General features: G+C 64.4%; 22 protein-coding genes. 12 read left to right on the forward strand and 10 right to left on the reverse strand.

What is annotated here, in order from left to right; translation table 11 throughout:
- The first annotated feature begins 41 nt into the window (after nucleotides 1–41).
- The 7 genes from DEIPE_RS06140 to DEIPE_RS06170 all read left to right on the forward strand — a co-directional run bounded on the left by DEIPE_RS06140 (nucleotide 42) and on the right by DEIPE_RS06170 (nucleotide 8,444).
- The gene (locus DEIPE_RS06140) at nucleotides 42–1,883 is read left to right on the forward strand and encodes a S9 family peptidase (protein ID WP_015235115.1); all 1,842 of its coding nucleotides are present in this window, start codon (nucleotides 42–44) and stop codon (nucleotides 1,881–1,883) included.
- Nucleotides 1,884–2,472: 589 nt separating this feature from the next.
- Nucleotides 2,473–3,669, forward strand: coding sequence for a 3-dehydroquinate synthase (locus DEIPE_RS06145; protein ID WP_015235117.1), 1,197 nt, complete (start codon nucleotides 2,473–2,475; stop codon nucleotides 3,667–3,669).
- On the forward strand, nucleotides 3,642–3,971 hold the full coding sequence (locus DEIPE_RS06150; RefSeq protein ID WP_015235118.1) for a hypothetical protein: 330 nt from the start codon (nucleotides 3,642–3,644) through the stop codon (nucleotides 3,969–3,971). Before DEIPE_RS06145 ends, DEIPE_RS06150 begins: the two co-directional genes overlap by 28 nt.
- Before the next feature lie 130 nt (nucleotides 3,972–4,101).
- Nucleotides 4,102–4,935, forward strand: coding sequence for a TatD family hydrolase (locus DEIPE_RS06155; RefSeq protein WP_015235119.1), 834 nt, complete (start codon nucleotides 4,102–4,104; stop codon nucleotides 4,933–4,935).
- Between the two features lies 1 nt (nucleotide 4,936).
- Nucleotides 4,937–6,142 (forward strand): metabolite traffic protein EboE, encoded by a 1,206-nt coding sequence (eboE, locus tag DEIPE_RS06160; RefSeq protein ID WP_015235120.1) that lies wholly within the window; start codon nucleotides 4,937–4,939, stop codon nucleotides 6,140–6,142.
- Complete coding sequence (locus DEIPE_RS06165) at nucleotides 6,132–7,010, forward strand: UbiA family prenyltransferase (RefSeq protein ID WP_015235121.1); 879 nt, start codon at nucleotides 6,132–6,134, stop codon at nucleotides 7,008–7,010. Before eboE ends, DEIPE_RS06165 begins: the two co-directional genes overlap by 11 nt.
- A 33-nt stretch (nucleotides 7,011–7,043) precedes the next feature.
- Complete coding sequence (locus tag DEIPE_RS06170; protein ID WP_015235122.1) at nucleotides 7,044–8,444, forward strand: alkaline phosphatase family protein; 1,401 nt, start codon at nucleotides 7,044–7,046, stop codon at nucleotides 8,442–8,444.
- A 44-nt stretch (nucleotides 8,445–8,488) separates the two neighbouring features.
- Here DEIPE_RS06170 and DEIPE_RS06175 read toward each other — a convergent pair whose 3' ends face one another.
- From DEIPE_RS06175 to uvrB, 4 genes are all read right to left on the reverse strand, one after another.
- Complete coding sequence (locus DEIPE_RS06175; RefSeq protein ID WP_041231224.1) at nucleotides 8,489–9,025, reverse strand: 3'-5' exonuclease; 537 nt, start codon at nucleotides 9,023–9,025, stop codon at nucleotides 8,489–8,491.
- Between the two features lie 109 nt (nucleotides 9,026–9,134).
- Nucleotides 9,135–9,335: a DUF2795 domain-containing protein gene (locus DEIPE_RS06180; protein WP_015235124.1), complete on the reverse strand. Its 201-nt coding sequence runs from the start codon at nucleotides 9,333–9,335 to the stop codon at nucleotides 9,135–9,137.
- A 203-nt stretch (nucleotides 9,336–9,538) separates the two neighbouring features.
- Nucleotides 9,539–10,219, reverse strand: coding sequence for a uracil-DNA glycosylase (locus DEIPE_RS06185; RefSeq protein WP_041231225.1), 681 nt, complete (start codon nucleotides 10,217–10,219; stop codon nucleotides 9,539–9,541).
- A 98-nt stretch (nucleotides 10,220–10,317) separates the two neighbouring features.
- On the reverse strand, nucleotides 10,318–12,333 hold the full coding sequence (gene uvrB / locus DEIPE_RS06190) for an excinuclease ABC subunit UvrB (protein ID WP_015235126.1): 2,016 nt from the start codon (nucleotides 12,331–12,333) through the stop codon (nucleotides 10,318–10,320).
- A gap of 209 nt (nucleotides 12,334–12,542) precedes the next feature.
- Between uvrB and DEIPE_RS06195 the strand changes: the two genes are divergently transcribed.
- Both DEIPE_RS06195 and DEIPE_RS06200 read left to right on the forward strand, forming a co-directional pair.
- A complete protein-coding gene (locus DEIPE_RS06195; RefSeq protein ID WP_015235127.1) occupies nucleotides 12,543–13,100 on the forward strand; it encodes a hypothetical protein in 558 nt (185 codons plus the stop codon).
- A 315-nt stretch (nucleotides 13,101–13,415) separates the two neighbouring features.
- Nucleotides 13,416–13,718, forward strand: coding sequence for a hypothetical protein (locus DEIPE_RS06200; protein ID WP_015235128.1), 303 nt, complete (start codon nucleotides 13,416–13,418; stop codon nucleotides 13,716–13,718).
- Between the two features lie 16 nt (nucleotides 13,719–13,734).
- Here the strand turns inward: DEIPE_RS06200 and DEIPE_RS06205 are convergent, their stop codons facing one another.
- The 5 genes from DEIPE_RS06205 to DEIPE_RS06225 form a co-directional block, all read right to left on the reverse strand.
- Nucleotides 13,735–14,136, reverse strand: coding sequence for a VOC family protein (locus DEIPE_RS06205; RefSeq protein WP_041230728.1), 402 nt, complete (start codon nucleotides 14,134–14,136; stop codon nucleotides 13,735–13,737).
- Nucleotides 14,137–14,187: 51 nt separating this feature from the next.
- Nucleotides 14,188–15,261, reverse strand: a complete 1,074-nt coding sequence (locus tag DEIPE_RS06210; RefSeq protein WP_015235130.1) for a M42 family metallopeptidase — start codon at nucleotides 15,259–15,261, stop codon at nucleotides 14,188–14,190.
- Nucleotides 15,262–15,308: 47 nt separating this feature from the next.
- On the reverse strand, nucleotides 15,309–16,193 hold the full coding sequence (locus tag DEIPE_RS06215; RefSeq protein WP_015235131.1) for an EamA family transporter: 885 nt from the start codon (nucleotides 16,191–16,193) through the stop codon (nucleotides 15,309–15,311).
- A 188-nt stretch (nucleotides 16,194–16,381) separates the two neighbouring features.
- Nucleotides 16,382–17,047 (reverse strand): response regulator, encoded by a 666-nt coding sequence (locus tag DEIPE_RS06220; protein ID WP_015235132.1) that lies wholly within the window; start codon nucleotides 17,045–17,047, stop codon nucleotides 16,382–16,384.
- A complete protein-coding gene (locus DEIPE_RS06225) occupies nucleotides 17,044–18,684 on the reverse strand; it encodes an ATP-binding protein (RefSeq protein WP_015235133.1) in 1,641 nt (546 codons plus the stop codon). Before DEIPE_RS06225 ends, DEIPE_RS06220 begins: the two co-directional genes overlap by 4 nt.
- A 238-nt stretch (nucleotides 18,685–18,922) precedes the next feature.
- Here DEIPE_RS06225 and DEIPE_RS06230 point away from each other — a divergent pair, with 238 nt between their 5' ends.
- The 3 genes from DEIPE_RS06230 to DEIPE_RS06240 are packed head-to-tail and all read left to right on the forward strand — an operon-like array spanning nucleotide 18,923 to nucleotide 21,902.
- Nucleotides 18,923–19,870 carry a Bug family tripartite tricarboxylate transporter substrate binding protein gene (locus tag DEIPE_RS06230; protein WP_015235134.1) on the forward strand — a complete coding sequence of 316 codons (948 nt, stop codon included), beginning with the start codon at nucleotides 18,923–18,925 and terminating at the stop codon, nucleotides 19,868–19,870.
- Between the two features lie 10 nt (nucleotides 19,871–19,880).
- Nucleotides 19,881–20,393, forward strand: coding sequence for a tripartite tricarboxylate transporter TctB family protein (locus tag DEIPE_RS06235; RefSeq protein WP_015235135.1), 513 nt, complete (start codon nucleotides 19,881–19,883; stop codon nucleotides 20,391–20,393).
- Nucleotides 20,394–20,402: 9 nt separating this feature from the next.
- Nucleotides 20,403–21,902 (forward strand): tripartite tricarboxylate transporter permease, encoded by a 1,500-nt coding sequence (locus tag DEIPE_RS06240; protein WP_015235136.1) that lies wholly within the window; start codon nucleotides 20,403–20,405, stop codon nucleotides 21,900–21,902.
- Nucleotides 21,903–21,972: 70 nt separating this feature from the next.
- Here the strand turns inward: DEIPE_RS06240 and DEIPE_RS22030 are convergent, their stop codons facing one another.
- Entirely contained in the window at nucleotides 21,973–24,633 is a 2,661-nt protein-coding gene (locus tag DEIPE_RS22030) for an ATP-binding protein (protein WP_015235137.1), read from the reverse strand.
- Nucleotides 24,634–24,753 lie beyond the last annotated feature (120 nt).

Raw genomic sequence — 24,753 nt, forward strand, 5'->3', positions numbered from 1 at the left:
CCCTGATGTGTCCACGGGTATGCTGGCGGCAGGAGGACCCATTGACCCTGACTGCCCCCATCTCGATTGAAGAGCTGGCCGGCTTGCCGACCATCACCGCTGTCACTGCTTCGCGCAGCGGCAACTTCGCGGCGTTCTACTGGGACAAGACCGGACGCTTCGAGCTGTACGTGCTGAATCTGCGTTCGCGGGAGCTGCGTCAGGTAACGCAGGGCGAAGCTCCCAAAGCGCCCCGTGCGGGCTTTGCCTGGTCACCCGACGAACGAAGCATCGTGTTCAGCAAGGACCACGACGGTGACGAGCGGCAGGCTCTGTACGTGCTGGACGTCCAGTCCGGAGGGGTGCGTGCCCTCGATCATCAGCCGGACAGCATGGATTACGTGGTCGACGTTCACCCGGACGGACGCCTGCTGATCGCCTCCACCCGCGCCGGGCAGCTGGGCACCTTCGCCTACGATCTGCAGGCGCGGGAAAACGCCTGGACGCAGCTCACCCACTTCACCGCGCCCGCCTCGCCCGTGAAGTGGAGCCCGGACGGCGAGCATTTTCTGTTCAATAGCAACGAAACAGAGGACTTCAAGAACTGGGACGCCTACCTTGCCAGGGCCGACGGAAGCGGCGCACGGCGCATCTTTTCGCAGGGCGTGGGCTCGCAGGACCGCGTGGGCGCGTGGCATCCGGACGGGAAGCGCGTCGCGGTGACAAGCGACGCGAGCGGCTCGGGCCGCGTGGGCGTGCTGACCCTGGGGAGTGGCGAGTGGCGCTGGCTCAGCCCGCAAGAAAGCGCCACCGATGAACAGGTCGGCGAGTTCAGTCCGGACGGCACGCTCCTGAGCGTGCTCCGCAACCGGGAAGCCACGCTGCTGCCGGTGCTCTACGACCTGCAAAGCGGAGAGGCGCGCGAACTGCAGCTGCCGCCGGGCGTGACGTCGAGCGCCCAGTTCGTGCTGGGGGGCGAGAAACTGCTGACATTGCACTCCTCGGGCGCGCGGCGCGCAGAGCTGCTGCTCTACGATCTCAAGTCGGATACCTACGAGGTGTTGCTCCCGGCCGAATACGGGACCATCGATCCAGCGGTGTTCGTCGAGGGCGAGGGCGTGCGTTACCCCACCTTCGACGGTCAGGACGTGCCGGCGGTATTGCACGTGCCTCGGGGCGCCGAGGGGCGCCGGCTTCCGGCGATGGTGCACGTGCACGGCGGACCCACCGCACAATTCTTTCGGGGCTTTGACCTGTACGCACAGTTTCTGGTCAGCCGCGGGTTTGTGGTGCTGTCGCCCAACATTCGCGGCTCGACCGGGTACGGCGTGGCCTGGCGGGATGCCAACCTGAAAGACTGGGGCGGCGGTGACCTGGAGGACGTCATTGCGGGTGCGGATTACTTGAGGTCCCTGCCGTTCGTGGACCCGGAGCGCGTGGGCATTTTCGGGGGATCGTTCGGCGGGTACATGAGCTATCTCGCGGCGGTCAGGAAACCGGACGCCTTCAAGGTCAGCGTGCCCATCGTGGGCATCACCGACCTGCACCGTCTGTACGAAGACAATTCACGGGTGATGCCGCAGCTCGGGTACTACTTTCGCAGCATGATGGGCGACCCTGAAGCGGACGCCGATTTGTGGCGCGATCGCAGCGCCATCACGCACGCCGCGAATTTGCGCGCCAAGATGCTGATTTTGCATGGCGCCAACGATCCACGCTGTCCGCTGACGCAGGCCAGCCTCTTTCGCGAGAAACTGATGGAACTCGGTCGCCGCGAGGGCCAGGCGCCCGAGGACGACTTCGAATATCACGAGTTTCATGACGAGGGACACGGCGCCGGCGACATTCAGGGCAAGATCCGCATGTACACGCTGCTGGCTGATTTTCTGGAGCGGCGCCTGTAACACCCTGCCGTAATGCGGTATTCCTGCTGAAACGTGCCGTCGCCAGGCCGACTGGCCTGTACGGGTGGCCAGTCGGCTTGACAGAAAAAGACACTGGCGAAAGAGCGCATGTGGGAATGAGTATCTGTCGCGGTGGCCCTGTGAGGTGGAGCAGCATGTACGCCGGCCCGCCGAAACGCACGGCCCGCACTTCGGAGCACGGCGGGACATTCGAGCAGGAGTGCAGGGGGCACCGCAAACCGCGACCAGTCCAGTCCGCTCGTGACAAAGGGCGCCCACGGGCGTCCTTCATGCTCTACTTAATTCTCCCCTTCCCTGTCGGCCACCCCGAGGCTCGTCCGATGACACGACAACGCCACCCGAACAAGGCCGTCAAAAAGGTTCTGGGCTGAAGAAAGACTTCCTTTACGTACGCTTCACGCCGTACGTTAACTTTTACACCAAAATACATGTTACAGGGCCAACTTCCCTTATTCATACTTCCTCGGAGACAACATTTACAGATGACGCGACAGACAACCCGTACCAGATTTTCCGACGTGTCTCAGCGACGCCCGGCTGACTCGCGCGACCTGCAAACGGGCAGCGCATGATGGCGCGCACCATTCAGCAGGTGGTGGAGGTGACTTTCCGCTACCCCGTCGAGTTCACCGAGCACCTGTTTCAGTTGGACAACCCCGTCTTTCGTCACGCCGTCGCGCCGGGCAGTAGCGCAAAGAAAGTCCTCGTTGTCGTCGATGACGGCGTGACGAAAGCGCACCCTTCGCTGGTGTCCGACGTACAGCATTACTGCGCCACGCACCAGCTGAACCTGGTCGCCCCACCGCTCGTGCTGCCGGGCGGTGAGCGTGCCAAGCAGGACAGCGCACACGTCGTGACCGTTCAGGACGCCATCAACACCCACGGCATCGATCGGCACTCGTATGTGGTCGTGGTGGGCGGCGGCGCGATCATCGATCTGGTGGGGTACGCCGCCGCGACCGCGCACCGGGGGGTGCGCCTCGTGCGCGTTCCCACGACCGTGCTGTCGCAGAACGACTCGGCAGTGGGCGTCAAGAACAGCGTCAATGCCTACGGCAAGAAAAACTGGCTTGGCACCTTCGCTCCGCCGGCCGCCGTGCTCAATGACCGCCACTTCCTCACCACCTTGGACGACCGCGACTGGCTTGGCGGCCTGTCCGAAGCCGTCAAGGTCGCACTGCTGAAGGACGCGGCATTCTTCGCGTTTCTCGAAGAGCACGCGACGGCCCTGCGAGCGCGCGACCTCGCGGCCATGGATCACGCCGTGTACCGCTGCGCGGAGTTGCACCTGCAACACATCGCCACGAGCGGCGACCCTTTCGAGCAGGGTTCCTCGCGTCCGCTCGACTTCGGCCATTGGGCCGCCCACAAACTCGAAGCACTTACCAGGTACGAGCTGCGGCACGGCGAAGCGGTCGCGATCGGCATCGCGCTCGACAGCACCTACGCCCACCTGGAAGGCCGTCTGCGAGAAGAAGCCTGGCAGCGCATCGTGCAGCTCTTTCTGAACCTCGGGCTGAGCGTGTGGCACCCGCTGCTGAGCGAGAAGCTGGACAACCCCCAGGATCCCGGCAGCCTGATCGCAGGCCTGAACGAATTCCGTGAACACCTCGGTGGGCAGCTCACCATCACGTTGCTCGACGACATCGGACGGGGCCAGGAGGTCCACGAGATGGACCACGCTGTCCTGAAGCGCGCCGTCAGCCTGCTCGAGCGGATTCAGAAACAAGGAGAGGTATGCCCCACGCCAACACCTGCCCGCTAAGTCAGAAACAGCTGGTCGACGAGTACTTCATGGAGCACCGCGCGCAGATCCTGGCCGTCGCCGCGTTTCTGGACCGTCTGGAACGCTCGCAGAACCGGGATGCCGAAGATGACTTCCGCGTGGTCGCCTTTCGGGAAGCCCTGACGCTGCTCACCTCGGGCGAGGGCGAACGGGTCAAACGCATCCAGATGGTCCTGAGTGACCGCGACACCCGCCTGCTTGATGAACGCGACGGCCAGAGCGCTTACGGCGCCCCCATCCGGGGCAGCGCCCCCTTTCCTCAGGACGGAGGCGAACAGTGAGGCAGAGCGCGTCCATCTGCGGCAAAGAAGGCACGACACCTTCCTTGCCTCCGCTTCCCGCCGTCTGCCTCCCATCCCTGCTCACCCCGTTCGAAAAGAATCTGCCCGCGCAGATTCTTTTGGGAGTTGTATGAATTACATCGATCTGCACGCCCACATGGTTTCGCGCACCACCGACGATTATCACAAAATGGCCCTGACCGGCTGCCTCGCCGTCACCGAACCTGCTTTCTGGTCGGGCCGCGACCGCCTGGGAGCACAGGCTTTCGCAGACTACTTCGATCACATCACCACTTTCGAGCCTGCCCGCGCCCGGCAGTACGGCATCGCGCACTACGCCTGGCTGTGCCTGAACCCCAAGGAAGGCGAGGACCGCGCCCTCGCGCGCGAGGTGCTGGCGCTGATTCCCGAGTACCTCGCGCGCCCGACGGTGCTGGGCATCGGTGAGATCGGCCTGAACCGCGTGACGCGCAACGAGCTGGCGACCTTCCTCGATCACGTGGAACTGGCCCTCGAACACGACCAGCTGATTCACATTCACACGCCGCACCTGGAAGACAAGTACAAGGGCACCAAGGTGATCGTGGAGACGCTTGCCAAGGACCCCCGCATCCAGCCGCACCGCGTGATGGTCGATCACGCCGAGGAGCATACCGCCGACCTGATCCTGGAGCACGGCTTCTGGACCGGCTTCACGCTTTACCCCAAAACCAAGGCGTCCCCGAACCGCGCCATTGACATGATCGAGATGCACGGCCCCGAGCGCATCTGCGTGGCGAGTGCGTGCGACTGGGGTCCCAGCGACCCGGTGGCCGTCCCCGAGTTCGTGCTGGAGATGCGCCGCCGGGGACACGACGAGGAGCTGATCCGCCGCATCGTCCTGGAAAATCCCGCGCGTTTTCTGCGTCAGTCGCCCAAGTTCGTCGTTCCGCGAGAAGTTGGCCAGGCGGTGGCGGCCGACTGACATGCAGGTCAACCACCGCGATTTACAGCTCACGTACTGCACGAACATCCATCCCTCTTCGGGCATCGAGGCGGTGATGGAGAATCTGGAGCGCTACGCCGTTCCCCTCAAGGCGCGCCTCGCACCAGATGAGCTTTTCGGCGTCGGGCTGCGCCTCTCCGGAGAAGAAAGCCGTCAGCTTCTCGAAGAAGGCGAACTGGCCCGCTTCCACGCGTTTCTCGAGGAGCGCGGCCTGTACGTCTTTACCATGAACGGTTTCCCGTACGGTCCTTTTCACGGGCAGGCGGTGAAGGAGAACGTGCACGCTCCCGACTGGCGCAGCGAGGAGCGGGTCCAGTACACCCTGCGTCTCATCGAGATCCTCGCCACGTTGCTGCCGACGGGAATGGAAGGCGGCATCTCCACCAGCCCGCTCACGTACAAGGCCTGGGTGGATCAGGCAGATGAGCAGACGTGGGAGGTGCTCACCCGGAACGTCGTGCGGGTGGTAGAAGCGCTCGTCCGCCTGCGCCGCGACTTCGGAACGTTCATCCACCTGGACGTCGAACCGGAGCCGGACGGTCTGCTCGAACGCAGCGAGGAACTGGCAACCTTTTTCGGCGAGCGGCTGCTGCAGTCCGGCGCACAGGAACTCGCCGAGCGGCTGGGAATCGAAGACGAACGAGCGCGCGAGCATCTGAAAGACCACCTGCAGGTATGCTTTGACACCTGCCACGTCGCGGTCGCCTACGAAGACAGCGCTCAGGCGCTGCAAAACTATCAGCGCTCGGGCCTGCGCATCGGGAAGATTCAGGTGAGTTCGGCCGTAAAGGTCGTCCTCTCCCCCGACGCGACCGGGCGTCAACGCGTTGCCGACGCGCTCGCTCCCTTCGTCGAGTCGACTTACCTGCACCAGGTGCTGCAGCGCAACGAGGACGGCAGTGTGACACAGTATCCGGACTTGCCGCAGGCACTGGCGCAACTCCAGGACCCGTGCGCCCGGGAGTGGCGCGTGCACTTTCACGTGCCGATCTTTCTGGAGCGCTTCGGCGAGCTGGCGTCCACTCAGGAAGGCATTCTGAATACGTTCGCGCTGTTGCGCGGCCAGCCTTTCACGCGGCACCTGGAGATCGAGACGTACACCTGGGACGTGCTGCCCGCAGAGCTCAAACTGCCCCTGCTCGACTCGATCGAGCGTGAGTACCGCTGGGTGCAAGATGTCCTCTAGCCCGGTCCTGCCGTCCCTTCCCCGGCGTCTGCGTGGACACCTGGCCCTCGCGCGCATCTCGAACAGTCCGACGGTCGTGACCAACGTGCTGGCCGGCGCCGCCCTCGGCGGCTCGCTGGGCATGAGCCAGCAGGGTGCATTCGTGGCCGTGGCAATGGTGCTGTTCTACACGGCCGGCATGTACCTCAATGACCTGCTCGACCTCGAAATCGACCGCCGGGAACGCCCCACGCGCCCGCTGCCTTCAGGACTGATCGGGCAGGCCGAAGCGCTGGGCGTGACGCTGCTGCTGTTTGTGCTCGGCAGCCTGCTGCTGTGGACGGCAGGCACCGCCGCGCTGGTGAGCGGTCTGGTATTGATCGCCCTGATCGTGCTGTACGACGCGTGGCACAAGACCAATCCGCTCAGCCCTGTACTCATGGCGGGTACGCGGATGCTGGTGTACGTCACGGCTTTTCTGGCGTTCACTGCAGGCTTCACGACACCGCTCCTGGTGTGGACGGGATTGCTGGGCGCTTACATCGTCGGCCTCACCTACATCGCCAAGACCGAGACCAAGGAAAACCTCGCGCGGTACTGGCCGGCGCTGCTGATCTTTCTGCCCGCCGTCTATTTCGTGTTCACCGGACCTTCGCTCGTCGGGTGGGCACTGCTGCTGGCGTTTGTCGCCTGGGCGGCGTTCAGCGTGACTTTCGTGTACGACCGCCGCAAGCGCAGCATCGGGCGGGCGGTCGTGTCCCTCATCGCGGGGGTGTCACTGCTCGACGCCCTGGTGCTCGCGTCGCAAGGTGCGTCCAACCTTATTCCGCTGGCCCTGCTGGCGTTCGCGCTGACGCTTTTCCTGCAGCGTTTCATCAAGGGGACCTGAGCCCGGCGCGCCCGATTTTGAGGAGTTTTCGACATGCAACGAACTGCTGTTCTGAATATCGTGGGTCTCAGCCCCGACCTGCTGGGCGAACACACGCCCCACCTCAACGCGTTCGCGCAGCGTGGCAAGCAGGTCGGCGTGAAAGAAGTGCTGCCCGCCGTAACCTGCAGCGTGCAGGCCACCTACCTGACCGGGAAATGGCCCTCCGAGCACGGCATCGTCGGCAACGGCTGGTACTTTCGGGACGAGTGTGAAATCAAGCTCTGGCGGCAATCGAACAAGCTGGTGCAGGCTCCCAAATTGTGGGAAGTCGCACGCCGGGCAGACCCGAGTTTTACCTGCGCCAACCTGTTCTGGTGGTACAACATGTACTCCAGCGTGGATTACGCCGTCACGCCGCGTCCAATGTACCCGGCCGACGGACTCAAGCTGCCCGACATCTACACCCAGCCACTCGACCTGCGCGCCACCCTGAACGCCGAACTGGGTGAGTTTCCGCTGTTTCAGTTCTGGGGTCCGGGCAGCAGCATCCGCTCAAGCCAGTGGATCGCGAAAAGTGCCCAGTGGATCGAGGAGCGTTTCTCGCCCACCCTCAACCTGGTGTACCTGCCGCACCTGGACTACGGTCTGCAGCAGCACGGCCCGGACCTCACGAAAATCGCCGGTGACCTGCGCGACATCGACGTGGTGGCCGGCGACCTGATCAGCTTTTACGAAGCGCGTGGCGTGCAGGTGGTAGTTCTCAGTGAGTACGGCATCGAGCGCGCCTGGCGTCCCGTGCACATCAACCGCGTGCTGCGTGAGGCAGGCCTGATTCAGGTGCGTCTGGAGCGCGGTCTGGAGATGCTCGACGCGGGCGTCAGCACGGCCTTCGCGGTGGCCGATCATCAGGTGGCGCACGTCTACGTAAACGACCCGTCGCGCCTCGCGCAGGTGCGTGAACTGCTGGAGCGTACGCCCGGCGTCGCCATGGTGCTGGACGAGCAGGGCAAACGTGAACACCACCTGAATCACGACCGCGCCGGAGACCTGGTGGTCGTCGCGGAAAGCGGAGCGTGGTTCACGTACTACTACTGGCTGGACGACGACAAAGCACCTGACTACGCCCGCACGGTGGACATCCACCGCAAGCCCGGCTACGACCCCGCCGAACTGTTCTTCGATCCGCACTCTCCCGCCAAGTTCAAGGCGGCGCGGGCACTCGCCAGAAAAAAACTCGGCTTTCGTTACCTGATGGACGTCATCGGTCTCGACGCGACCATTGTGCGCGGTTCGCACGGCCGCCTTACGGGCGATCTTCGGCGCGGTCCCCTATTGATCACCGGCCGCCCCGAACTGCTGCCTCAAGAGGTCCTGGAACCAACCGAAGTCTTCGACGTGCTGCTCGCTCACCTGCGGGCCCCTCAGGCGCAACCGGAAAGCACCCTGACCTGAGCGAGCGGTCATACGGACAAGACACGCAGCGGCGACCTCTCGGCTTACCGAGCGTTGTGCACATGCAAACCCAGCTGGGCCTGCAGCGCCAAGAACGCCTGCGCCGTCACCCGCACGTCGCCCAGACTTCGGTGGCGGCCACCCTCTTCGAAGGACAGACCAAAGCGGCTCGCGAGCAGATCGAGCTTATGACTGCGTTCACGCGGAAAAGCACGCCGGGAAAGCTGAACGGTGCAGATTTCCTCGCGTGGCGTCCACAAAAGACCATGACGCCGGGTCGCCATCCGCATGAACCCCGCGTCGAAACCGATATTGTGGGCCACGACCGCGCGGTCACCCACAAAATCCAGAAAAGCAGGCAGCACCTCGGCCAGCTTCGGTGCACCTGCCACGTGAGCATTGCGGATGCCATGCACACGGGACGCATACCAGGGAATCTCGCGCTCGGGATTGACCAGCGCGTGAAATAAAGGTGCCTCGATCAGCTCCCCATCACGCACGTACATTGCGCCGATCTCGATGATGGCATCTTTTTCCGGCGAAAGACCGGTCGTTTCGAGATCAAACACCACGTACTCCATGCCCCACACACTAGAGCATCCGGCAAGCACGCCGGAACACCCTGCCTGACACGGCGTGCCAACTCATGAGGCCGGAACCATGGTTCCGGCCTCACGCAAGAAGCAATTTTCAGGAGTTGTCGATGTCCTTGACGGCCGCCGTCACATCGGTCGGCCTCGTATACTGCTTTTCCGGCAAAGCCTGCAAAACCGAGCGAATCTGCTCGTCCCCACCGTTTTCCTGCGCTTTGGTCAGGATGTCCTGCTTACTGGCCGGATACGTCATGCCCTTGAGGTGCTTCTGGAGTTGGATTGGATTGATTTTCGCCATATTGCCCTCCTCGACTCATCGTGCAAACCCGCGCTTCCGTGCGCGTGTGCGGGCAGGCAAATCCTCTTGCGGCGTTTATCATCTGCTGCGCACGGGGTGGGCGTTTTTGGGTGCGGCTGAAGCAGGGTGAAGGAGTTGTGCTTCCAGGTAGGGCTCGGGGGTGAGGGCAAGGCAGGAAAACAAATAATCTAGCACCAGCTGTCCTAAACATCCGGCAGCTGCCACTCCACCTCCCCCCTCCCGCTCTCCCCCAGCGCTTTATTCACCGCACTGAATGGCCTTGTCCCGAAGAACTTGTCGGCACTCAGCGGACTCGGGTGCGCCGACTCAACCACGAAGTGCCTTTTCAGATCGATCAGCTTTTTCTTTTTGCGGGCGTACGCACCCCACAGCACGAACACGACCGGCTCGCTCTTTTCGCTGACGGCCGCAATGACACGGTCCGTGAAGCCTTCCCACCCCTTGCCCGCGTGCGAATTGGGCGTGGCCTCGCGCACGGTCAGCACTGCGTTGAGCAGCAGCACGCCTTGTTCGGCCCAGGGTACGAGGTAACCGTTGTTGGGAATGCGAAAGCCAACATCGCTGCGCAGCTCCTTGAAGATGTTGCGCAGGCTCGGCGGCGGAGTGACCCCCGGCTGCACACTGAAACTCAAGCCGTGCGCCTGGCCTTTGCCGTGGTAGGGGTCTTGCCCAAGGATCAGCACTTTGACCTCTTCGAGGGGCGTGAATTGCAGGGCGTTAAAGACGTCCTCGTGCGCGGGGTACACAGGGTACTGGGCGCGCTCGCGCTCCAGAAATTCGCCCAGCGATCGCATGGTGTCCGACTGCAGTTCGGTTTCCAGGTGGGGCTTCCAGGACGGGGGGAGTTCCGGAAAGGGATTCATGGCGTCATGGTAGAAGGGCTGCGGGTGAGGCGCCTGCGAAGTTGCTTCACGCCGCAAAAGAAGGAGCGCCAAAGCGCTCCTTCTGGATCACCGTGCGATCAGCGGCGTCCGCGTTTACGCACTTTTTGTCCGGGAATGGTGGGCTGGCTGATTTCCTTGCCCTGCAGTTTGGCCTCGATGGCGCGAATCGAGTCGCGCAGGCTCGCGGCTTTCTCGAAATCGAGCGCTTCGGACGCCTGCCACATGTCGAGCTCAAGGTCGGTGAGCTGACGCATCAGGCTTTCGCGGTCATCGGCGAGTTGGGTCTGCTGGGGCAGTTCCTGCGCTTCCTCGCCCCGGATGACGTCGCGCACGCCCTTGCGGATGGTGGTGGGCGTGATGCCATGCTCCTCGTTGTAGGCGAGCTGTTTGTTGCGGCGGCGTTCGGTTTCTTCCATGGCGGCCTTCATGGCGGGCGTGATGCTGTCACCGTACAGGATCACTTCACCGTTGACGTTGCGGGCGGCACGACCGATGGTCTGGATCAGGCTGCGCTCGCTGCGCAAAAAGCCAGGTTTGTCGGCGTCGAGGATCGCCACGAGGCTCACTTCGGGCAGGTCGAGCCCCTCGCGCAGCAGGTTGATGCCGACCAGCACGTCGTAGTGTCCCAGGCGCAAATCGCGGATGATGACCTGACGCTCGACCGTGTCGATGTCGCTGTGCAGGTAGCGGGCGCGTACTCCTTTTTCCAGCAGGTACTCGGTGAGGTCCTCGGACATCTTCTTGGTGAGGGTGGTGACCAGCACGCGCTCTCCGCGCGCGGCGCGTTCGCGTACGCGACCCAGCAGGTCCTCGACCTGTCCCTTGATGGGCTGCAGGCTGACTTGAGGATCGACCAGGCCAGTCGGGCGGATGATCTGGTCGGCGACGTTGTCGCTGTGCTCGGCCTCGTAAGGGCCGGGGGTGGCGCTTACGAAGACGGTCTGGCCGACTTTGCCCAGAAACTCGTCGAAGGTGAGCGGGCGGTTGTCCATGGCGCTGGGCAGCCGGAAGCCGTAATCGACCAAAGTCTGCTTGCGGGCCCGGTCGCCGTTGCTCATGCCGCCGATCTGCGGGACCGTGACGTGCGACTCGTCGATAAAGGTGACGAAGTTGCTCGGAAAGTAGTCGAGCATGGTGTAGGGCGTCTCGCCGGGTTTACGGCCGTCGACGTGACGCGAGTAATTCTCGATCCCACTGCAGTATCCGAGCACTTTGAGCATCTCGAGGTCGTACAGCGTGCGCTCTTTGAGGCGTTGCGCTTCGAGCAGCTTGCCGACCGATCTGAAATACTCGAGGCGCTCGTCGAGTTCCTGCTGAATCGTGATGATGGCGCGGTCGATGTTGCCGGCGCTGGAGACGTAGTGCTTGGCCGGATATACGACGGTGCTGTCGAGTTCGGCTTCCACGTCACCCGTGACGGGCTGGTACACCACGATGCGGTCGACCTCGTCACCCCACAGCTCCAGGCGCAGGGGTTGCTCGTCGTAACTGGGCCAGATCTCGATGACGTCACCCTTGGCGCGAAAGCGGCCAGGCATCAGTTCGACGTCGTTGCGGTCGTACTGCAGTTCGATCAGCCGGTCGAGTACCGCGTCGCGTCCGATGCTGTCGCCGCGCTTGAGAATCAAATTGAGTGCTCGGTACTCCTCGGGGTCGCCCAGGCCGTAGATGGCCGAGACCGAAGCCACCACGATGGTATCCGTGCGGGTCAGCAGGCTGCGGGTGGTGGAGTGACGCAGGCGTTCGAGTTCCTGGTTGATGCTGGCGTCCTTGTCGATGAAGAGGTCACGGCCTGGCACGTACGCTTCAGGCTGGTAAAAATCGTAGTAGCTGACGAAGAACTCGACGGCGGCCCCCGGGAAAAATTCGCGGAACTCGCTGGCGAGCTGCGCGGTCAGAATCTTGTTGGGCGCCATGATCAGGGCAGGCCGCTGCGTCTGCTCGATCACCTTGGCCATCGCGTAGGTTTTGCCCGTGCCCGTGGCGCCCAGCAGCGTCTGGAAGCGCAGTCCGTCGTCCAGACCCGCCACGAGGCTCTTGATGGCTTGCGGTTGGTCGCCACTCGGTTGGTATTCGGACGTGACCTTGAGCATCCCTCTATTTTACGTAAAAAACGTACTGATGGTGTGGGGTGGCTTACCAGAAGCTCAATGCATCAGGCAGCTGCCCGGGCCCGCGCGGGGATAGTGTGAAACGGTGGAACTCCAACCGGGCGGTCCGCGTATTGTCCTCGCGGCGCGAGCCCCATCAGGTTTTTCCCCTGCCCCAGATTTCTTGACTTGCCGACTTCAGGAGGTTTTCAATGCGCAGTTCTCCTTTCAACCCCGCGGAAATGGTCCGCCAGAGCATCGATGTGGTGTCCCGCCCCAGCGTACGGCGCTTTGAACAGTACGAACGCTCCGGCGGTCTGACGCAGGCTGTGCTGTACGTGTTGCTGGGCGCCATCGTGACCGGGCTCATCAATGCCGTGCGTGCCGGTTTTCCCGGCTGGATCGAAAGTACCCTGGTCAGCCTGACCGGCTTCCTGGTATTCACGGCAGTGGTCTACGCCTTCGGCAAACGTCAGGGCGGCACCGGCAGCATGGATGAAGTGGCTTACACCTTCTCACTGTACTGGGTGCCCATCAGCGTGGCCGTCGCCGTGCTGGGCGTGATCTTCGGTGTACTCAAGATCATTCTGATCGGGTACCTGCTGCTGGGCCTGCTGAACCTGGTGCGCATGCTGGCAAGCGTGTTCTTCGCTTATCTGGCGGTGCAGTCCAGCATGAATATGCGCGACCCCGCCAAGAACATCCTGACGCTGGTCGTGGCGGCGGCGGTGAGCTGGGTGGCACAGCTGCTGGTGGGGTTGCTCGTCTGAGTGGGCCAGCAGTACGTCATTCATCCGCGCCAAAGAGGCTTGCAGCTCCGATCGGCCCACGAGGAAAGGACCCTGCAAGGCGCAGGGTCCTTGTGGGTCAACTCGCCAAATTCGCTGGCAACCCAGGACCGCCGCGCTGCCCGGCAGTGCGGTCAGCACCTGAAAAGCCGCTCGCAGGTTGGTCGCCGAGTACCCCTACCTCTACCCCGTTCGGCTTGGACGACTGAGCGAAGCAAAGAAGCCACGCCACTTGGTATGATGCGACTTCGTTTCGGGACAGTCAGTCTTTGATGTTCCGGCAGGAGTGTCTACCATATGTCCAAAACCGTCTCCCCCGAGGACCGTCAGAAATACGACCAGGTATTTATGCAGGTCGTGCAGAGCGTACAGGTCGAAGCGCAGAACACCCGCCCCCAGCGGGAAGGCAACCTGGCGCAGATGTTTCACAAGAGTCAGGTCACCGACGCGCTGCAGGGTTGCGCGATGTTGATTGCCGGCTGGAACCAGAACACGATCGACGAGGCCGCCGTGAAGAAGACCACCACGGCCCTGCGTGGCCTGGGGCTGCCAGAGATCGCCGAACGCGTGGAGAAGCTCGTACACATCGACGAAGCCTGAAGTCCCGCCCTCCCGCTTACAGCGCGCAGAACAAGTCGACGGTGTTGCCGTCCGGATCGTACACGACCGCGTAACGCTGACCCCAGAAGGCGTTGTAGGGCGGAGTGTGTCCCGAATACCCCAGGGCGGTGAGCTTGTCGTAGAGCGCGTCGACTTCAGCTGGACTGTCTGTTTTGAAGGCAACGCTGATGCGCCGACCGCGCGGCTCTTCCCAGGAGGAATCGAGCTGCCGGATCAGCGCCAGGTCGTCCCACGCGAGGCGGTAGCCGCTGACCGTCACCTCGACGTGCATCTCGCTTTCGCCTGCCGGGTTGAGGTGGGCATTTTCAGGAATGGGCAGGCCCAGCTGGCGGTAAAAGTCCAATGTCGCCTGCATGTCCCGCACCACATAACCGACCATGTCAGGTGTTACGCTCATACCCAACTTTAACAGCAATAATTTGCTCCTGGCAATGTACAGCGACGCCGCTTACCCGGCAACGTACGTCAGGATCAGGCAGCCCGTTGCGCTCAGCGCGTCGAGGTGCGTGCGCTCGTAAGCGTGGCTGGCATCGACACCCGGGCCGATCAGGGCCGCCGGGTAGTCACCGCCTGCCCGCCACGCCGCCGACGCGTCACTGCCGTAGTACGGGTAGATGTCGGTGCGCAGATCGAGCTTCGCCCGCCGGGCCGCCTGGCGCAGCCGGTTGCCCAGCGCGTGGTCGTACGGACCGCTGGAATCCTTGACGCACAACGTCACGCAGTGCTCGTCGCTGTTCTGACCGGGCCCGATGGCGGCCATATCGACGGCGATCAGCTCGCTCGTTTGGGCCGGGATGCCCGTGGACGCGCCATGCCCGACTTCCTCGTAGTTGCTGATAAAAAAGTGCACGGTGTGCGCCAGCGAAACTTGCCTTTCCAGCACGGCTTTGGTGACTGCCAGAAAGATGGCCACTGCCGCCTTGTTGTCGATGTGACGCGACTTGAGGTAGCCACTTTCGGTCAGCACGGCGCGCGCCTCCCAGCTCACGAAGTCTCCCACCTGCACTCCCAGCGCACGGGTCTCCTCGGCGCTGCGGGTCACCTCGTCCAGGCGCAGCTCGAGGGTTTTGTCATCGCGCTTCAGTTCACGCAGCTCGGCACCGAAGACGTGGGTACTCTGCTTGATGTTCACCACCGTACCGCCAATGGTTCTGCCGCCCTGCAGGTGCACCCGGGCGTACTCGCCCTCGACGGTCGCCCAGTCGTAGCCGCCCAGCTGCGTGAGCGTCAGGCGCCCGCTCGGCTTGATGTCCTTGACCATCGCACCCAGCGTGTCGACGTGTGCGCTGAACGTGACTTGTGCTGCGCCCTCGCGGCTCGGCAAGGTCCAGCGCAAGGCACCCTTGCGGGTCCGCTCGCCGCTCACGCCAAGCGCCGAAAGCTCCTCTTCGATCAGCCGCACGGCGTCCTCGGTGAAGCCGGTCGGGCTGGGAGTATTGAGCAAACGGAGCAGCACGTCGGTGGTGTAGGTCAAATTGATCCGGGCGTCCGGCAAAACCGCAGGTTCTTTTGGCAGCGTCATGGTGCCTTCCATTCTGACACTGCCATGGCCGAACCGCCGGGGAAAGCTCACTCGCGCGTCATCACCCGCGCGGGGAACAGAACGCCCCCGAATACGTGCAGCAGCAGGCCCGCGAAGATCAGCAACGCGGCGAACAGCTTGAGCAGCCCGAAGGTCTCCTGAAAATACAGTGAGCTGCCCAGCAGCCCGAACACCGGGACCAGCAGCGACATCGGCGCGACCCGCGCGGCGCCGTGACGTTGAATGAGCCAGCTCCACACGCCGAAACCCAATACCGTGTTGAAGTACCCCATAAAGGCCACAGCGGCCCAGAAACCCGAGCCGCTGTGCGTCAGGACAGACCACACCGGGCCCACGCCTTCTGTGACCACGGCCAGCAGTGTCAGGGGAACGGGCGGAATCAGGGCGGACCAGACCACCAGCGAGAGCATGTTGGCACTTCCCGCGGCGCGTACCAGCAGGTTACTGACGGCCCAGCCGAGCGCGGCCAGCAGCACCAGCCCCAGCCCGGCGAGGCTGGCGTGATGCGTGCCCGTCAGGCCGATCAGGGCCATGCCCGCAAAGGCCAGCAACATGCCGAGCAGCTGGTTGGCGGCCAGGCGCTCGCGCAACACGAGCGCGCTGAGCAGCGCCGTGAAGAACGCCTGAACCTGAATCAGCAGCGAAGCCAGCCCGGCACTGAGGCCCTGCTCGATTGCCAGGTACAGCAGGCCGAACTGCACCACGCCGACGGCCAAGCCGTATCCGGTCAGCACACGCCACGGCACCCTCGGGAAAGGCACCAGGAATACTGCCGGAAGGGCTGCCAGCGCAAAACGCAGCGCCGCCACGAACAGCGGCGGGGCCCCTGTCACCGATAACTTGATGACTACGAAGTTCACACCCCAGATGAAGGTGATCAGCAGGGCCAGCAAAAAGCTGCGCAGCGGCATACCGCATTCAATCTACCCGTCCGAAAGAGGCTGGTCTGCGGCCCGAGTCCTGGGAGGTCGCCAGGACCGGTCCGCGTCCACCCGGGGCGGATAAATCGGCTGCGAAGACCTGTGGTGCAGGGTCCACGTTGAACTTCGAACTCCACGCCACGTGACACGTCAAAACAGCAGAAGTGGCCTGCTTTGCGTCAGTCCTTTGGGGTGGCTTTGTAACGCTTCGAGGGGCGGCCCGCGCCGTACTGGTAGTCCAGTTCGGCGCGTCCGGCGCTCACCAGATGCTCCAGGTAGCGCCAGGCGGTAGGGCGGCTGAGGCCGATGCGCGCCCCGACGTCGTCGGCGCTGAGACCCGTTCCGTCCATGCGCAGCAGCTGCGCCACGCGCTCCAGCGTGTGTGGATCGACACCCCGGGGCAGCGGCGCACTGCCCGCCACGCCCAGGTAGCGGTCGAGCTGCTGCTGATCGAAGTGGTTCTGGGCGTGCGCGCGGCGCAGACGGTAGCGCGCGAGCGCGCCTTCCAGACGGGCGCGGTCAAAGGGTTTGATCAGGTAATCCAGCACTCCGTGCGACAGCGCTTCACGCACGGCGCCTACGTCGCCGGCTGCCGTGACCATCACCACCTCGAACAGCTCTCCGCGCGCCCGCCAGGTCTTGAGCAGCTCCAGCCCCGTACCGTCGGGCAGATACACGTCGAGCAGCACCAGATCGGGGCGCAGGTTGCGCACCAGCTGCTCGCCCTCGGCGCTGCTGACGGCGGTGCCCACCACATGGACCTCGGGGTCGGCTTCCAGCAGGTCGCGGTTGACCCGCGCGACGCGCAGATCGTCCTCGATGAGCACCACGCGAATGGTCGTCATGCGCCCGGGTGCTCCTGACCGAAGGCTTCGTCACTCCCCGAGGGCGCCACCGCCGTTTGAGGCAAGCTGACCTGAAAGACCGTGAATTCACCGCGCCGCAGGTAGCGGATGCTGCCCCCCAGCGCCAGCACCCGGGTATGCACGAGCGTCAGGCCGTAACCGCGCCCTTCACCCTTGGTGGACACGCCGTGCCCAAACAGACGGTGCGCCAGCTCGGGCGGCACTCCGCGACCGTTGTCGAGCACCTCGACCTGCACACCCTCGGGGTCTTCACCGATGGACACGACGACCATGCCTCCCCGGCCACGCAGGGCCTCGAAGGCGTTTTCGGTCAGGTTTCCCACCGTCAGCACGAGGGCGTCGGTGACCTTGTCCCAGCGGGCGCTGAGGTTCGAGCCCGGCTCGACCCGAAAGTCGATGCCCAGTTCCTGCGCGCGTTCACGCTTGCCGATCAAAAGGGCCACCAGACGCGGTGCCTGAATGTCACGCAGCAACTCACGCAGATTGCTGTCCGCTTCGATTTCCGAGCGGATGACCCGCAGGGCGTCCTCGGGCCGGCCGAGTTGCAGCAGGCCGCTGATGGTGTGCAGACGATTGAGGTACTCGTGCGACTGTGCGCGCAGCACCTCCACGAAACCGCGCACCTGGGTGAGCTCCTCGGCCAGCAGCATCACTTCCTGACGGTCACGGATGCTGGCGACATAGCCACCTCCGGAGAGCGGTTCGAGGTTCACCAGCACCGGCTGGCCGTGCAGACGCAGCTCCAGGTTCTGCAGGGGAGAAACGGGCGTGGGCGTCAGGGCGGCGAGTTCCGGCCAGACCTGCCCGGTCGGAACGGGCAGGTCCCCTTCGCTGAGGCGCAGCAGCGCATTCGCGCGGGCGTTGGTCAGCACGATCATGCCGCCCTGTCCGACGGCCAGCACGCCTTCGCGCAGGGCCGCCAGTACGCCACGCTGCTGCTGTACCAGAACGGAGATCTGCTCGGGTTCCAGGTTCAGAATGGCGCGCTTGAGCAGCCGTGCCGCCAGCAGGGCGCCCGCCGTGCCCAGCGCCAGCGCCAGCAGAAACCACGGCAGCAGTCCTACCATCGCCTGCCAGGCCAGCGAACGTACCCGCGGCATCAGGTAGCCGGTCGAGACCACGCCCACCACCCGCCCTTTGGCGTCACGCACGGGCGTCTTGCCGCGCACGCTGGTGCCCAGCGATCCGCGCGCGACGCTCACGATTTCGCGCCCTGCCAGGGGTGCGGCGTTATCCCCGCCTTCCATCGGTCTGCCCAGCCGGTCTGATTGCGGATGGGCCAGGCGAATACCATGCCGGTCACCCACCACGATGAAATCAGCGCCGACCTGGGCGCGCAGCCTGTTCACGAAGGCGTTCAGCGAAGGGTCCTGGCGTCCGGCGGCGGCTCCCCGCCTGACCTCGGGCAGCTGCGCCACCAGCCGTGACGTGGCCAGCGCGCGTTCACCCAGGTCGGTGCGCGCCTCACGCTGCGAAGCGGTCACCTGAATGGCAGCCAACAGCACCGTCAGGCTGCACAGCACCAGCAGGTGCAGCATCACCAGCCGCGCACCGATGCCCAGTGGCGCGCGCGGCACGAGGGTCGGTCGGGGTGAGCGGGAAGCAGAAGTGAACATGCAGGAGTCCTTTGGTGTTGCGAAAGCGGGGTAGCGTCAGTGTAAATCAAGTGCGTGCCAGCGCAAGCTTCCGTGCATTTCGTGCACGGGCTGCTGAACAAAACGCACGAAATTAAGACATGCGCGCTTCGTCTTGAACTCTGCGCCTGCCTGGCCTACACTCACCTCACCAAAAAATCGTGAACCACCAGGGGCGCCGACCGCGTGCTCAGGTGTTTTGTCTGCTGGAGGAAAGCTTATGAAAAAAACCCTGTTTCTTGCGGCCCTGATGTTGACGGGCTCACTTTCGGCCACCGCCCAGACTCTCGGCAATCTGCGCATCATGGCCCCGGCTGCGCCCGGCGGCGGCTGGGACCAGACTTCGCGCGCCATTCAGCAGGTGCTGCAGGACACCAAGACCACGGGCGCCGTGCAGGTCTTCAACGTGCCCGGCGCAGGCGGCACCATCGGACTGGCGCAGCTGCTCAACAGCGACGGCGACGGCAATCTGATGATGACGATGGGCCTCGTGATGGTCGGCGCCATTCAGACCAACAAAAGCAAGGCCACCCTGGAACGCGTGACCCCCCTGGCGCGCCTGACCGGCGAGTACGAGGTGCTGGTGGTGCCCGCCGAGAGCAAGTACCAGACCATGGCCGACTTGGTGGCCGCCTGGAAGCAGAATCCCGGTTTGCCCATGGCGGGCGGCAGCGCGGGCGGTACCGACCACATCACCGTGGGTCTGCTGGCCGAGGCTGCGGGCATCGATCCCACCAAAATCAACTACATTCCCTTCTCGGGCGGCGGCGAAACCCTCGCGGCGCTGCTGGGCAACCAGGTCGCGGCGGGCGTTTCCGGCTACGGTGAATTCGAAGCGCAGATCAAGGCGGGCAAGCTGCGGGCGCTCGGCATCAGCAGCAAAAAGCGCGTGAAGGGCATCAACATGCCCACTTTCATCGAATCGGGTTTGAACGTGGAGCTGGCCAACTGGCGCGGCATCGTGGCGCCTCCCGGCATCAGCGCGGCGCAGAAGCAGGCCCTGGTCGCGGCGCTCGACAAGATGCACGCCAGCAAGGAATGGAAAGACACGCTCGCGAAGCGCAACTGGGAAGACCTCTACCAGAGCGGCAGCAAATTCGAGGTGTTTCTCAAGGTCGAGCAGAGCCGCATCAACAAGGTCCTGAAGAACATCGGCCTCGTGAAGTGAGCGCACGGACGTGACGACCCCTCCTTCTTCGGCCCCGCGTGAGCGGGGCATTTCTCTCGGTGATCTGGCCGTCGCGCTGGGCGTGGTGGCGCTGGGCCTCTTTTTTCTGATCGAAACCTTCAGCATCGAGGTCAATCCCGGTTACGCCCGCGTGGGACCACGTTTTTTTCCGCTGCTGGTGTCCTTCGGGCTGCTGGGCGTGGGGGCGCTGCTGACCATCGGCGCCCTGCGCGGTGAGCGCGCCACTCCCGCTGCTGAAGAAGACGCCGATCCCGACGCGCCGACCAACTGGGTCTCGGTCGGCTGGATCTCGCTGGGCGTGCTGCTCACCATCGCGCTGCTGAGCGCACTGGGTTTCATTCTTACCTCGGCCCTGCTGTTCTGGTGCGTCGCGCGGGGCTTTCACTCGGACAAGCCCCTGCGGGATCTGGTGATTGCCGCGCTGCTGTCGGTGATCGTGTATTTCGTGTTCACCAGCGGTCTGGGGCTCACCTTGCCCGCCGGCGTGCTGAAGGGTCTGTAAGGAGCGTTCGTGGAGACCTTCTCTGCCCTGCTGCAGGGCTTCTCGACCGCAGCGACCCCCGAGAATCTGCTGTTCGCCTTTATCGGCGCGTTGCTTGGCACTGCCGTGGGCGTCCTGCCGGGCATCGGTCCGGCGCTGACCGTGGCGCTGCTCTTGCCGATCACCCTCAAGATGCCTCCCGTGAGCGCCTTCATCATGTTCGCCGGCATTTATTACGGCGCGATGTACGGCGGGTCCACCACCTCGATTCTGCTCAAGACGCCCGGTGAGAGTGCCAGCATCGTCGCGGCCATCGAGGGCAACCAGATGGCCCGGCGCGGACGCGCCCCGGCGGCGCTTGCCACCGCCGCCATCGGTTCCTTCATCGCCGGGACGCTGGGCACTTTGGCCCTCACCTTCGCGGCGCCTGCCATGGTGGTGTTCGCGCTCAGCTTCGGCCCGGCCGAGTACTTCGCGCTGACCATCCTGGCCTTCATCGCAGTCTCGGCCTTGCTGGGCAATTCGCTGCTGCGCGGTCTGGTCAGCCTGTTTTTCGGTCTGGGGCTCGGTCTGGTCGGGACTGATTTGCAGACCGGGCAGGCCCGCTTCGATCTGGGACGTCCCGAGCTGCTCGACGGTATCGACGTGGTGACGGTCGTGGTGGGCCTCTTCGCGGTGGGTGAGACGCTGTACGTCGCGTCCAAGCTGCGCGGGGTACAGGACGCCGTAACGACCTTCAAGGGCCGCATCGGCATGACGCGTCAGGACTGGGCGCGCAGCTGGAAGCCCTGGCTGCGCGGCACGGCACTGGGCTTTCCTTTTGGCGCCCTGCCGGCGGGCGGTGCGGAAATGCCGACCTTCCTCTCGTACCTGCTCGAAAAGAAGCTCTCGAAGCACAAAGACGAGTTCGGCCAGGGCGCCATCGAGGGCGTCGCAGGTCCCGAGGCCGCCAACAACGCCGCCGCTGCCGGGGTGCTGGTGCCGCTGCTCTCGCTTGGCCTGCCGACGAGCGCCACCGCCGCGATTCTGCTGGCCGCCTTTCAGCAGTACGGTCTGCAGCCGGGCCCGCTGCTCTTCACCAGCAATCCGCAACTGGTGTGGGGCCTGATCGCCAGTTTGTACATCGGCAACGTCATGCTGCTGGTGCTGAACCTGCCGCTGGCCAAGGTGTGGGCAAGGCTGCTGGAAATTCCACGTCCCCTGCTTTACGGCGGCATTCTGGTGTTTGCGACCCTTGGAGTGTACAGCGTCAACAACTCGGTCTTCGATTTGGTCCTGCTCTTCCTGATCGGCCTGATCGGTTTCGCGATGCGCCGCTTCGACTTTCCGGTGGCCCCCGCCATCGTGGGCATGATCCTCGGGCCGATCGCCGAGCAGCAGTTCCGGCGCGCGCTGGCCATCTCGCAAGGTGAATACAGCGTGTTCCTGACCCGCCCGCTCAGCGCCAGCATTCTGAGCGTCGTCGTGCTGATCCTGGTGGTTCCGCTCCTGCTGCGCTGGTGGAAGGCGCACTCCCGAGCACGCGGCTGAGCCGGGCGACAACATCGTGAGCGCGGTCCGGCGGTGGGACCGCGTTTTTGGTCGGTACGGCGGGCGCTGCTTACTTCGGCAAGGTGAAGGTGAAGGTTGCGCCTTCCCCCGGCTGGCTTTCGGCCCAGACCCGCCCACCGTGGCGCGTGACGATGCGGCGCACGGTCGCGAGCCCCACCCCGGTGCCTTCGAACTGATCGGCGCGGTGCAGACGCTGAAAGGCCCCGAACAGGCGGTCCTGGTAGCGTGGATCGAAGCCCGCACCATTGTCGCGCACCGAGACGGCCCAGGCGTCCCCGGCGTGCTCGGCGCACACCTCGATGCGCGCCGGATCGCGCTCACGGCTGAACTTGAGGGCGTTGCGCAGTAAGTTGACCAGCACCTGCCGCAGCAGCACCTCGTCGCCACGCACGACCGGAAGATTCTCCACGCACCACTCCACGGCACGACCGGCCGCGTCGGGAGACAGTTCTTCCTGCAGGACTTCGACCAAAGCCTGCAAGTCGACTTCCTGCATCTGCAAGGGCCGCAGTGTGAGGTGCGCGAGTTCGAGCAGGCGCTCGATCAGCACGTCCATGTGCGCCGCGGAGGTCTTGACGCGGCTCAGGTGGCGCCCAGCGCCCGCACTGTCTCCGGCGTCCAGTGCCCGCAGCGCCATGTCGCTGAACGCCGAGATGTGCCGCACCGGCGCGCGCAGGTCGTGCGAGACCGAATACGAGAAGGCCTCGAGCTCGGCGTTGGCGAGCTCCAGTTCTTCCTGATGGCTTCTGGCTTCCCGGGCAGCCTGCGCGCGTTCGAGCGCGAGCTCCAGGCCGTGCGCGGCCGTCTGCAGCACCGCGCGGTCCGAGCGCGACCAGCGGTGGCGCGCAAACAGCACCACGGCAAAAATTCCCCTCGGCTGACCGTGCACCCGAATCGGCAGACAGGCGGTGGCCTGAATGTGGGAGGTCAGGGCGTTGAGGCCGTCGATCTGGGTGTCGTAGGTACTGTGGTATTCAGGCTGCAGGGTCTGCCAGGGCCGCGTCAGTTTGACCGCCTGTTCCATGGGCAATCCGGTTTCGATGACCTGCTGCAGGTCCGGATTGCCCATGTCACCTTCCTGGGATTTGAGCAGCCAGGTCTCGCCCTCGGGCTCAAAGTAGGTGGCGCACCCGGGGGGCAGCAGGGGCAGCACGATTTCCTGCGCGCGGCGCACCAGTTTGACGGTATCGGTCTCGAAGGCCAGATCGCGTGCCAGGACCGCGAATCCCTCCAGGGCGCGGCGGCGGCGGGACAGCTCGGCGGCGAACTCTCCGAGCTGCCGGGTCGCGACACCCCGTTCGACGGCCAGGTTCAGGCTGCGGCTCACGGCGCGCAGGGTGGCCTGCTCGGCTTCGCTCCAGCGCTCGTTTTCCGTCAGGCCCGCCACCAGCAGCCCGCTCACCTCGCCACGGCTCATGACGGGCGCAACCGCCAACTTGCGAAACTCGGCGGTCTGCTGCGCCACCGGCTCCTCCCGGTCGCGCCAGTGGTCGAAGAACACCGCGTCACGGCTTTTCAGGGCCTCGACCGCGTAAGAAATGTCGCGTGGCACGCCCGACACGATCAAAGCCAGGGCTTCCTCGGAAATGGCGCCTTCCCAGGTGGTGGCCTGCCAGACTTCACCGTTCAGTTCGAAGTACACTGCGACGCCGTCCCGGAAAGTATCGGCCAGGACGCGCACACCCCGCTTCGCGAGCCCCAGGGGATCGCTGGTGGTGCTGGCCGCCTCGGCAAAAGCCACAAAGGCCTGCAGCGCGTTCGTTTCGGCCTGCAGCCGGGCGTTGGCGTCCTGCAGTTCGGTGGTGCGTTCGTTCACGCGTCGTTCGAGTTCGGCGTTGAGGGCGTGAATCTCGTCGAGGTACTGGGTGCGCACGAGCGCCTGGGCGCAGTAGGCGCAGACCGACTCCAGAAATTGCCGCTCGGCCGAGTTGAGGCTGCCGTGTTCGAAACTGAGCCCCAGCACTCCGATCACGCGCTCCTCAGCGAAAAGTGGAACGTCGGCGAGACTCTTGGTGCGCTCGGAAAGGCGCGCCAGTATCGCGGGATACTCGCGCTCCAGGGTCGCGCGGTCCTGATAGCGCGCCTTTCCGGTGCGCCAAGCATCTGCCAGAGGCAACGGCGCCGTCACGGGCACGCTCAGGGCGGTGGGCGGCAGGGCGTGGGTGAGGCTGATGCTGTCCAGCAGCGTCAGGTGGGACTGGTCACCGGACAGCAGATACAACCCGGCCCAGCGCGCTCCGAGCAACGGTGGGACCTCCTGCAGGATGATCCGGCAGGCGTCGGCGCGGGTCAGGGCACTCGCGAGCTGCTGCACGATGGCGTGCAGGGCGCTGGCACGGTTCAGCTCACGCACCCGGCGCGTCACGTCGCGGTAGCGCACCGCCAGGCCGTCCTCATACGGAAAGGCCTGCACCTCGAACCACTCGCCGCTGGACGGGTCCTCGCCCACCAGCTCCTCGACGACACGCTCCTGCATGGCCCGGCGCAGACACTCCTCGATGCGGGTGCCGACGATTTCGGGAACGAGGATCCACACGTCCTGCCCACGTGCGCCTGCACGGTCGGTCTGCAGGCGCGCGGCCATCTGCGTGTTCATAAAGCGCAGACGCCAACTGGCATCGAGCAGACAGAAGGCGTCGGGCAGGCTGTCAAGAAAGGACGTGAACGCGTGGAGTGACGTGGCAGGTTCCTCAGAATTGGGAGCGGACATGAACGGACCCTCTCCTGAGCTTACTGCCCACCCCTGATCCGTGACGCTGAACTTTCTCGCCTGAAGGGTCCATGAAGGCCAGCCCGAACAGGTCAATGTCACAGCAGCAGGTAATCATCC

The organism is Deinococcus peraridilitoris DSM 19664 (genome assembly GCF_000317835.1).
GTDB lineage: Bacteria > Deinococcota > Deinococci > Deinococcales > Deinococcaceae > Deinococcus_A > Deinococcus_A peraridilitoris.

Bases quoted from the DNA above. Each gene is read 5' to 3' on its own strand.
- DEIPE_RS06145 (WP_015235117.1), top strand. From the start codon at position 2,473: ATGATGGCGCGCACCATTCAGCAGGTGGTGGAGGTGACTTTCCGCTAC.
- DEIPE_RS06150 (WP_015235118.1), top strand. From the start codon at position 3,642: ATGCCCCACGCCAACACCTGCCCGCTAAGTCAGAAACAGCTGGTCGAC.
- DEIPE_RS06155 (WP_015235119.1), top strand. From the start codon at position 4,102: ATGAATTACATCGATCTGCACGCCCACATGGTTTCGCGCACCACCGAC.
- eboE (WP_015235120.1), top strand. From the start codon at position 4,937: ATGCAGGTCAACCACCGCGATTTACAGCTCACGTACTGCACGAACATC.
- DEIPE_RS06165 (WP_015235121.1), top strand. From the start codon at position 6,132: ATGTCCTCTAGCCCGGTCCTGCCGTCCCTTCCCCGGCGTCTGCGTGGA.
- DEIPE_RS06170 (WP_015235122.1), top strand. From the start codon at position 7,044: ATGCAACGAACTGCTGTTCTGAATATCGTGGGTCTCAGCCCCGACCTG.
- DEIPE_RS06175 (WP_041231224.1), bottom strand. From the start codon at position 9,025: ATGGAGTACGTGGTGTTTGATCTCGAAACGACCGGTCTTTCGCCGGAA.
- DEIPE_RS06180 (WP_015235124.1), bottom strand. From the start codon at position 9,335: ATGGCGAAAATCAATCCAATCCAACTCCAGAAGCACCTCAAGGGCATG.
- DEIPE_RS06185 (WP_041231225.1), bottom strand. From the start codon at position 10,219: ATGAATCCCTTTCCGGAACTCCCCCCGTCCTGGAAGCCCCACCTGGAA.
- uvrB (WP_015235126.1), bottom strand. From the start codon at position 12,333: ATGCTCAAGGTCACGTCCGAATACCAACCGAGTGGCGACCAACCGCAA.
- DEIPE_RS06195 (WP_015235127.1), top strand. From the start codon at position 12,543: ATGCGCAGTTCTCCTTTCAACCCCGCGGAAATGGTCCGCCAGAGCATC.
- DEIPE_RS06200 (WP_015235128.1), top strand. From the start codon at position 13,416: ATGTCCAAAACCGTCTCCCCCGAGGACCGTCAGAAATACGACCAGGTA.
- DEIPE_RS06205 (WP_041230728.1), bottom strand. From the start codon at position 14,136: ATGAGCGTAACACCTGACATGGTCGGTTATGTGGTGCGGGACATGCAG.
- DEIPE_RS06210 (WP_015235130.1), bottom strand. From the start codon at position 15,261: ATGACGCTGCCAAAAGAACCTGCGGTTTTGCCGGACGCCCGGATCAAT.
- DEIPE_RS06215 (WP_015235131.1), bottom strand. From the start codon at position 16,193: ATGCCGCTGCGCAGCTTTTTGCTGGCCCTGCTGATCACCTTCATCTGG.
- DEIPE_RS06220 (WP_015235132.1), bottom strand. From the start codon at position 17,047: ATGACGACCATTCGCGTGGTGCTCATCGAGGACGATCTGCGCGTCGCG.
- DEIPE_RS06225 (WP_015235133.1), bottom strand. From the start codon at position 18,684: ATGTTCACTTCTGCTTCCCGCTCACCCCGACCGACCCTCGTGCCGCGC.
- DEIPE_RS06230 (WP_015235134.1), top strand. From the start codon at position 18,923: ATGAAAAAAACCCTGTTTCTTGCGGCCCTGATGTTGACGGGCTCACTT.
- DEIPE_RS22030 (WP_015235137.1), bottom strand. From the start codon at position 24,633: ATGTCCGCTCCCAATTCTGAGGAACCTGCCACGTCACTCCACGCGTTC.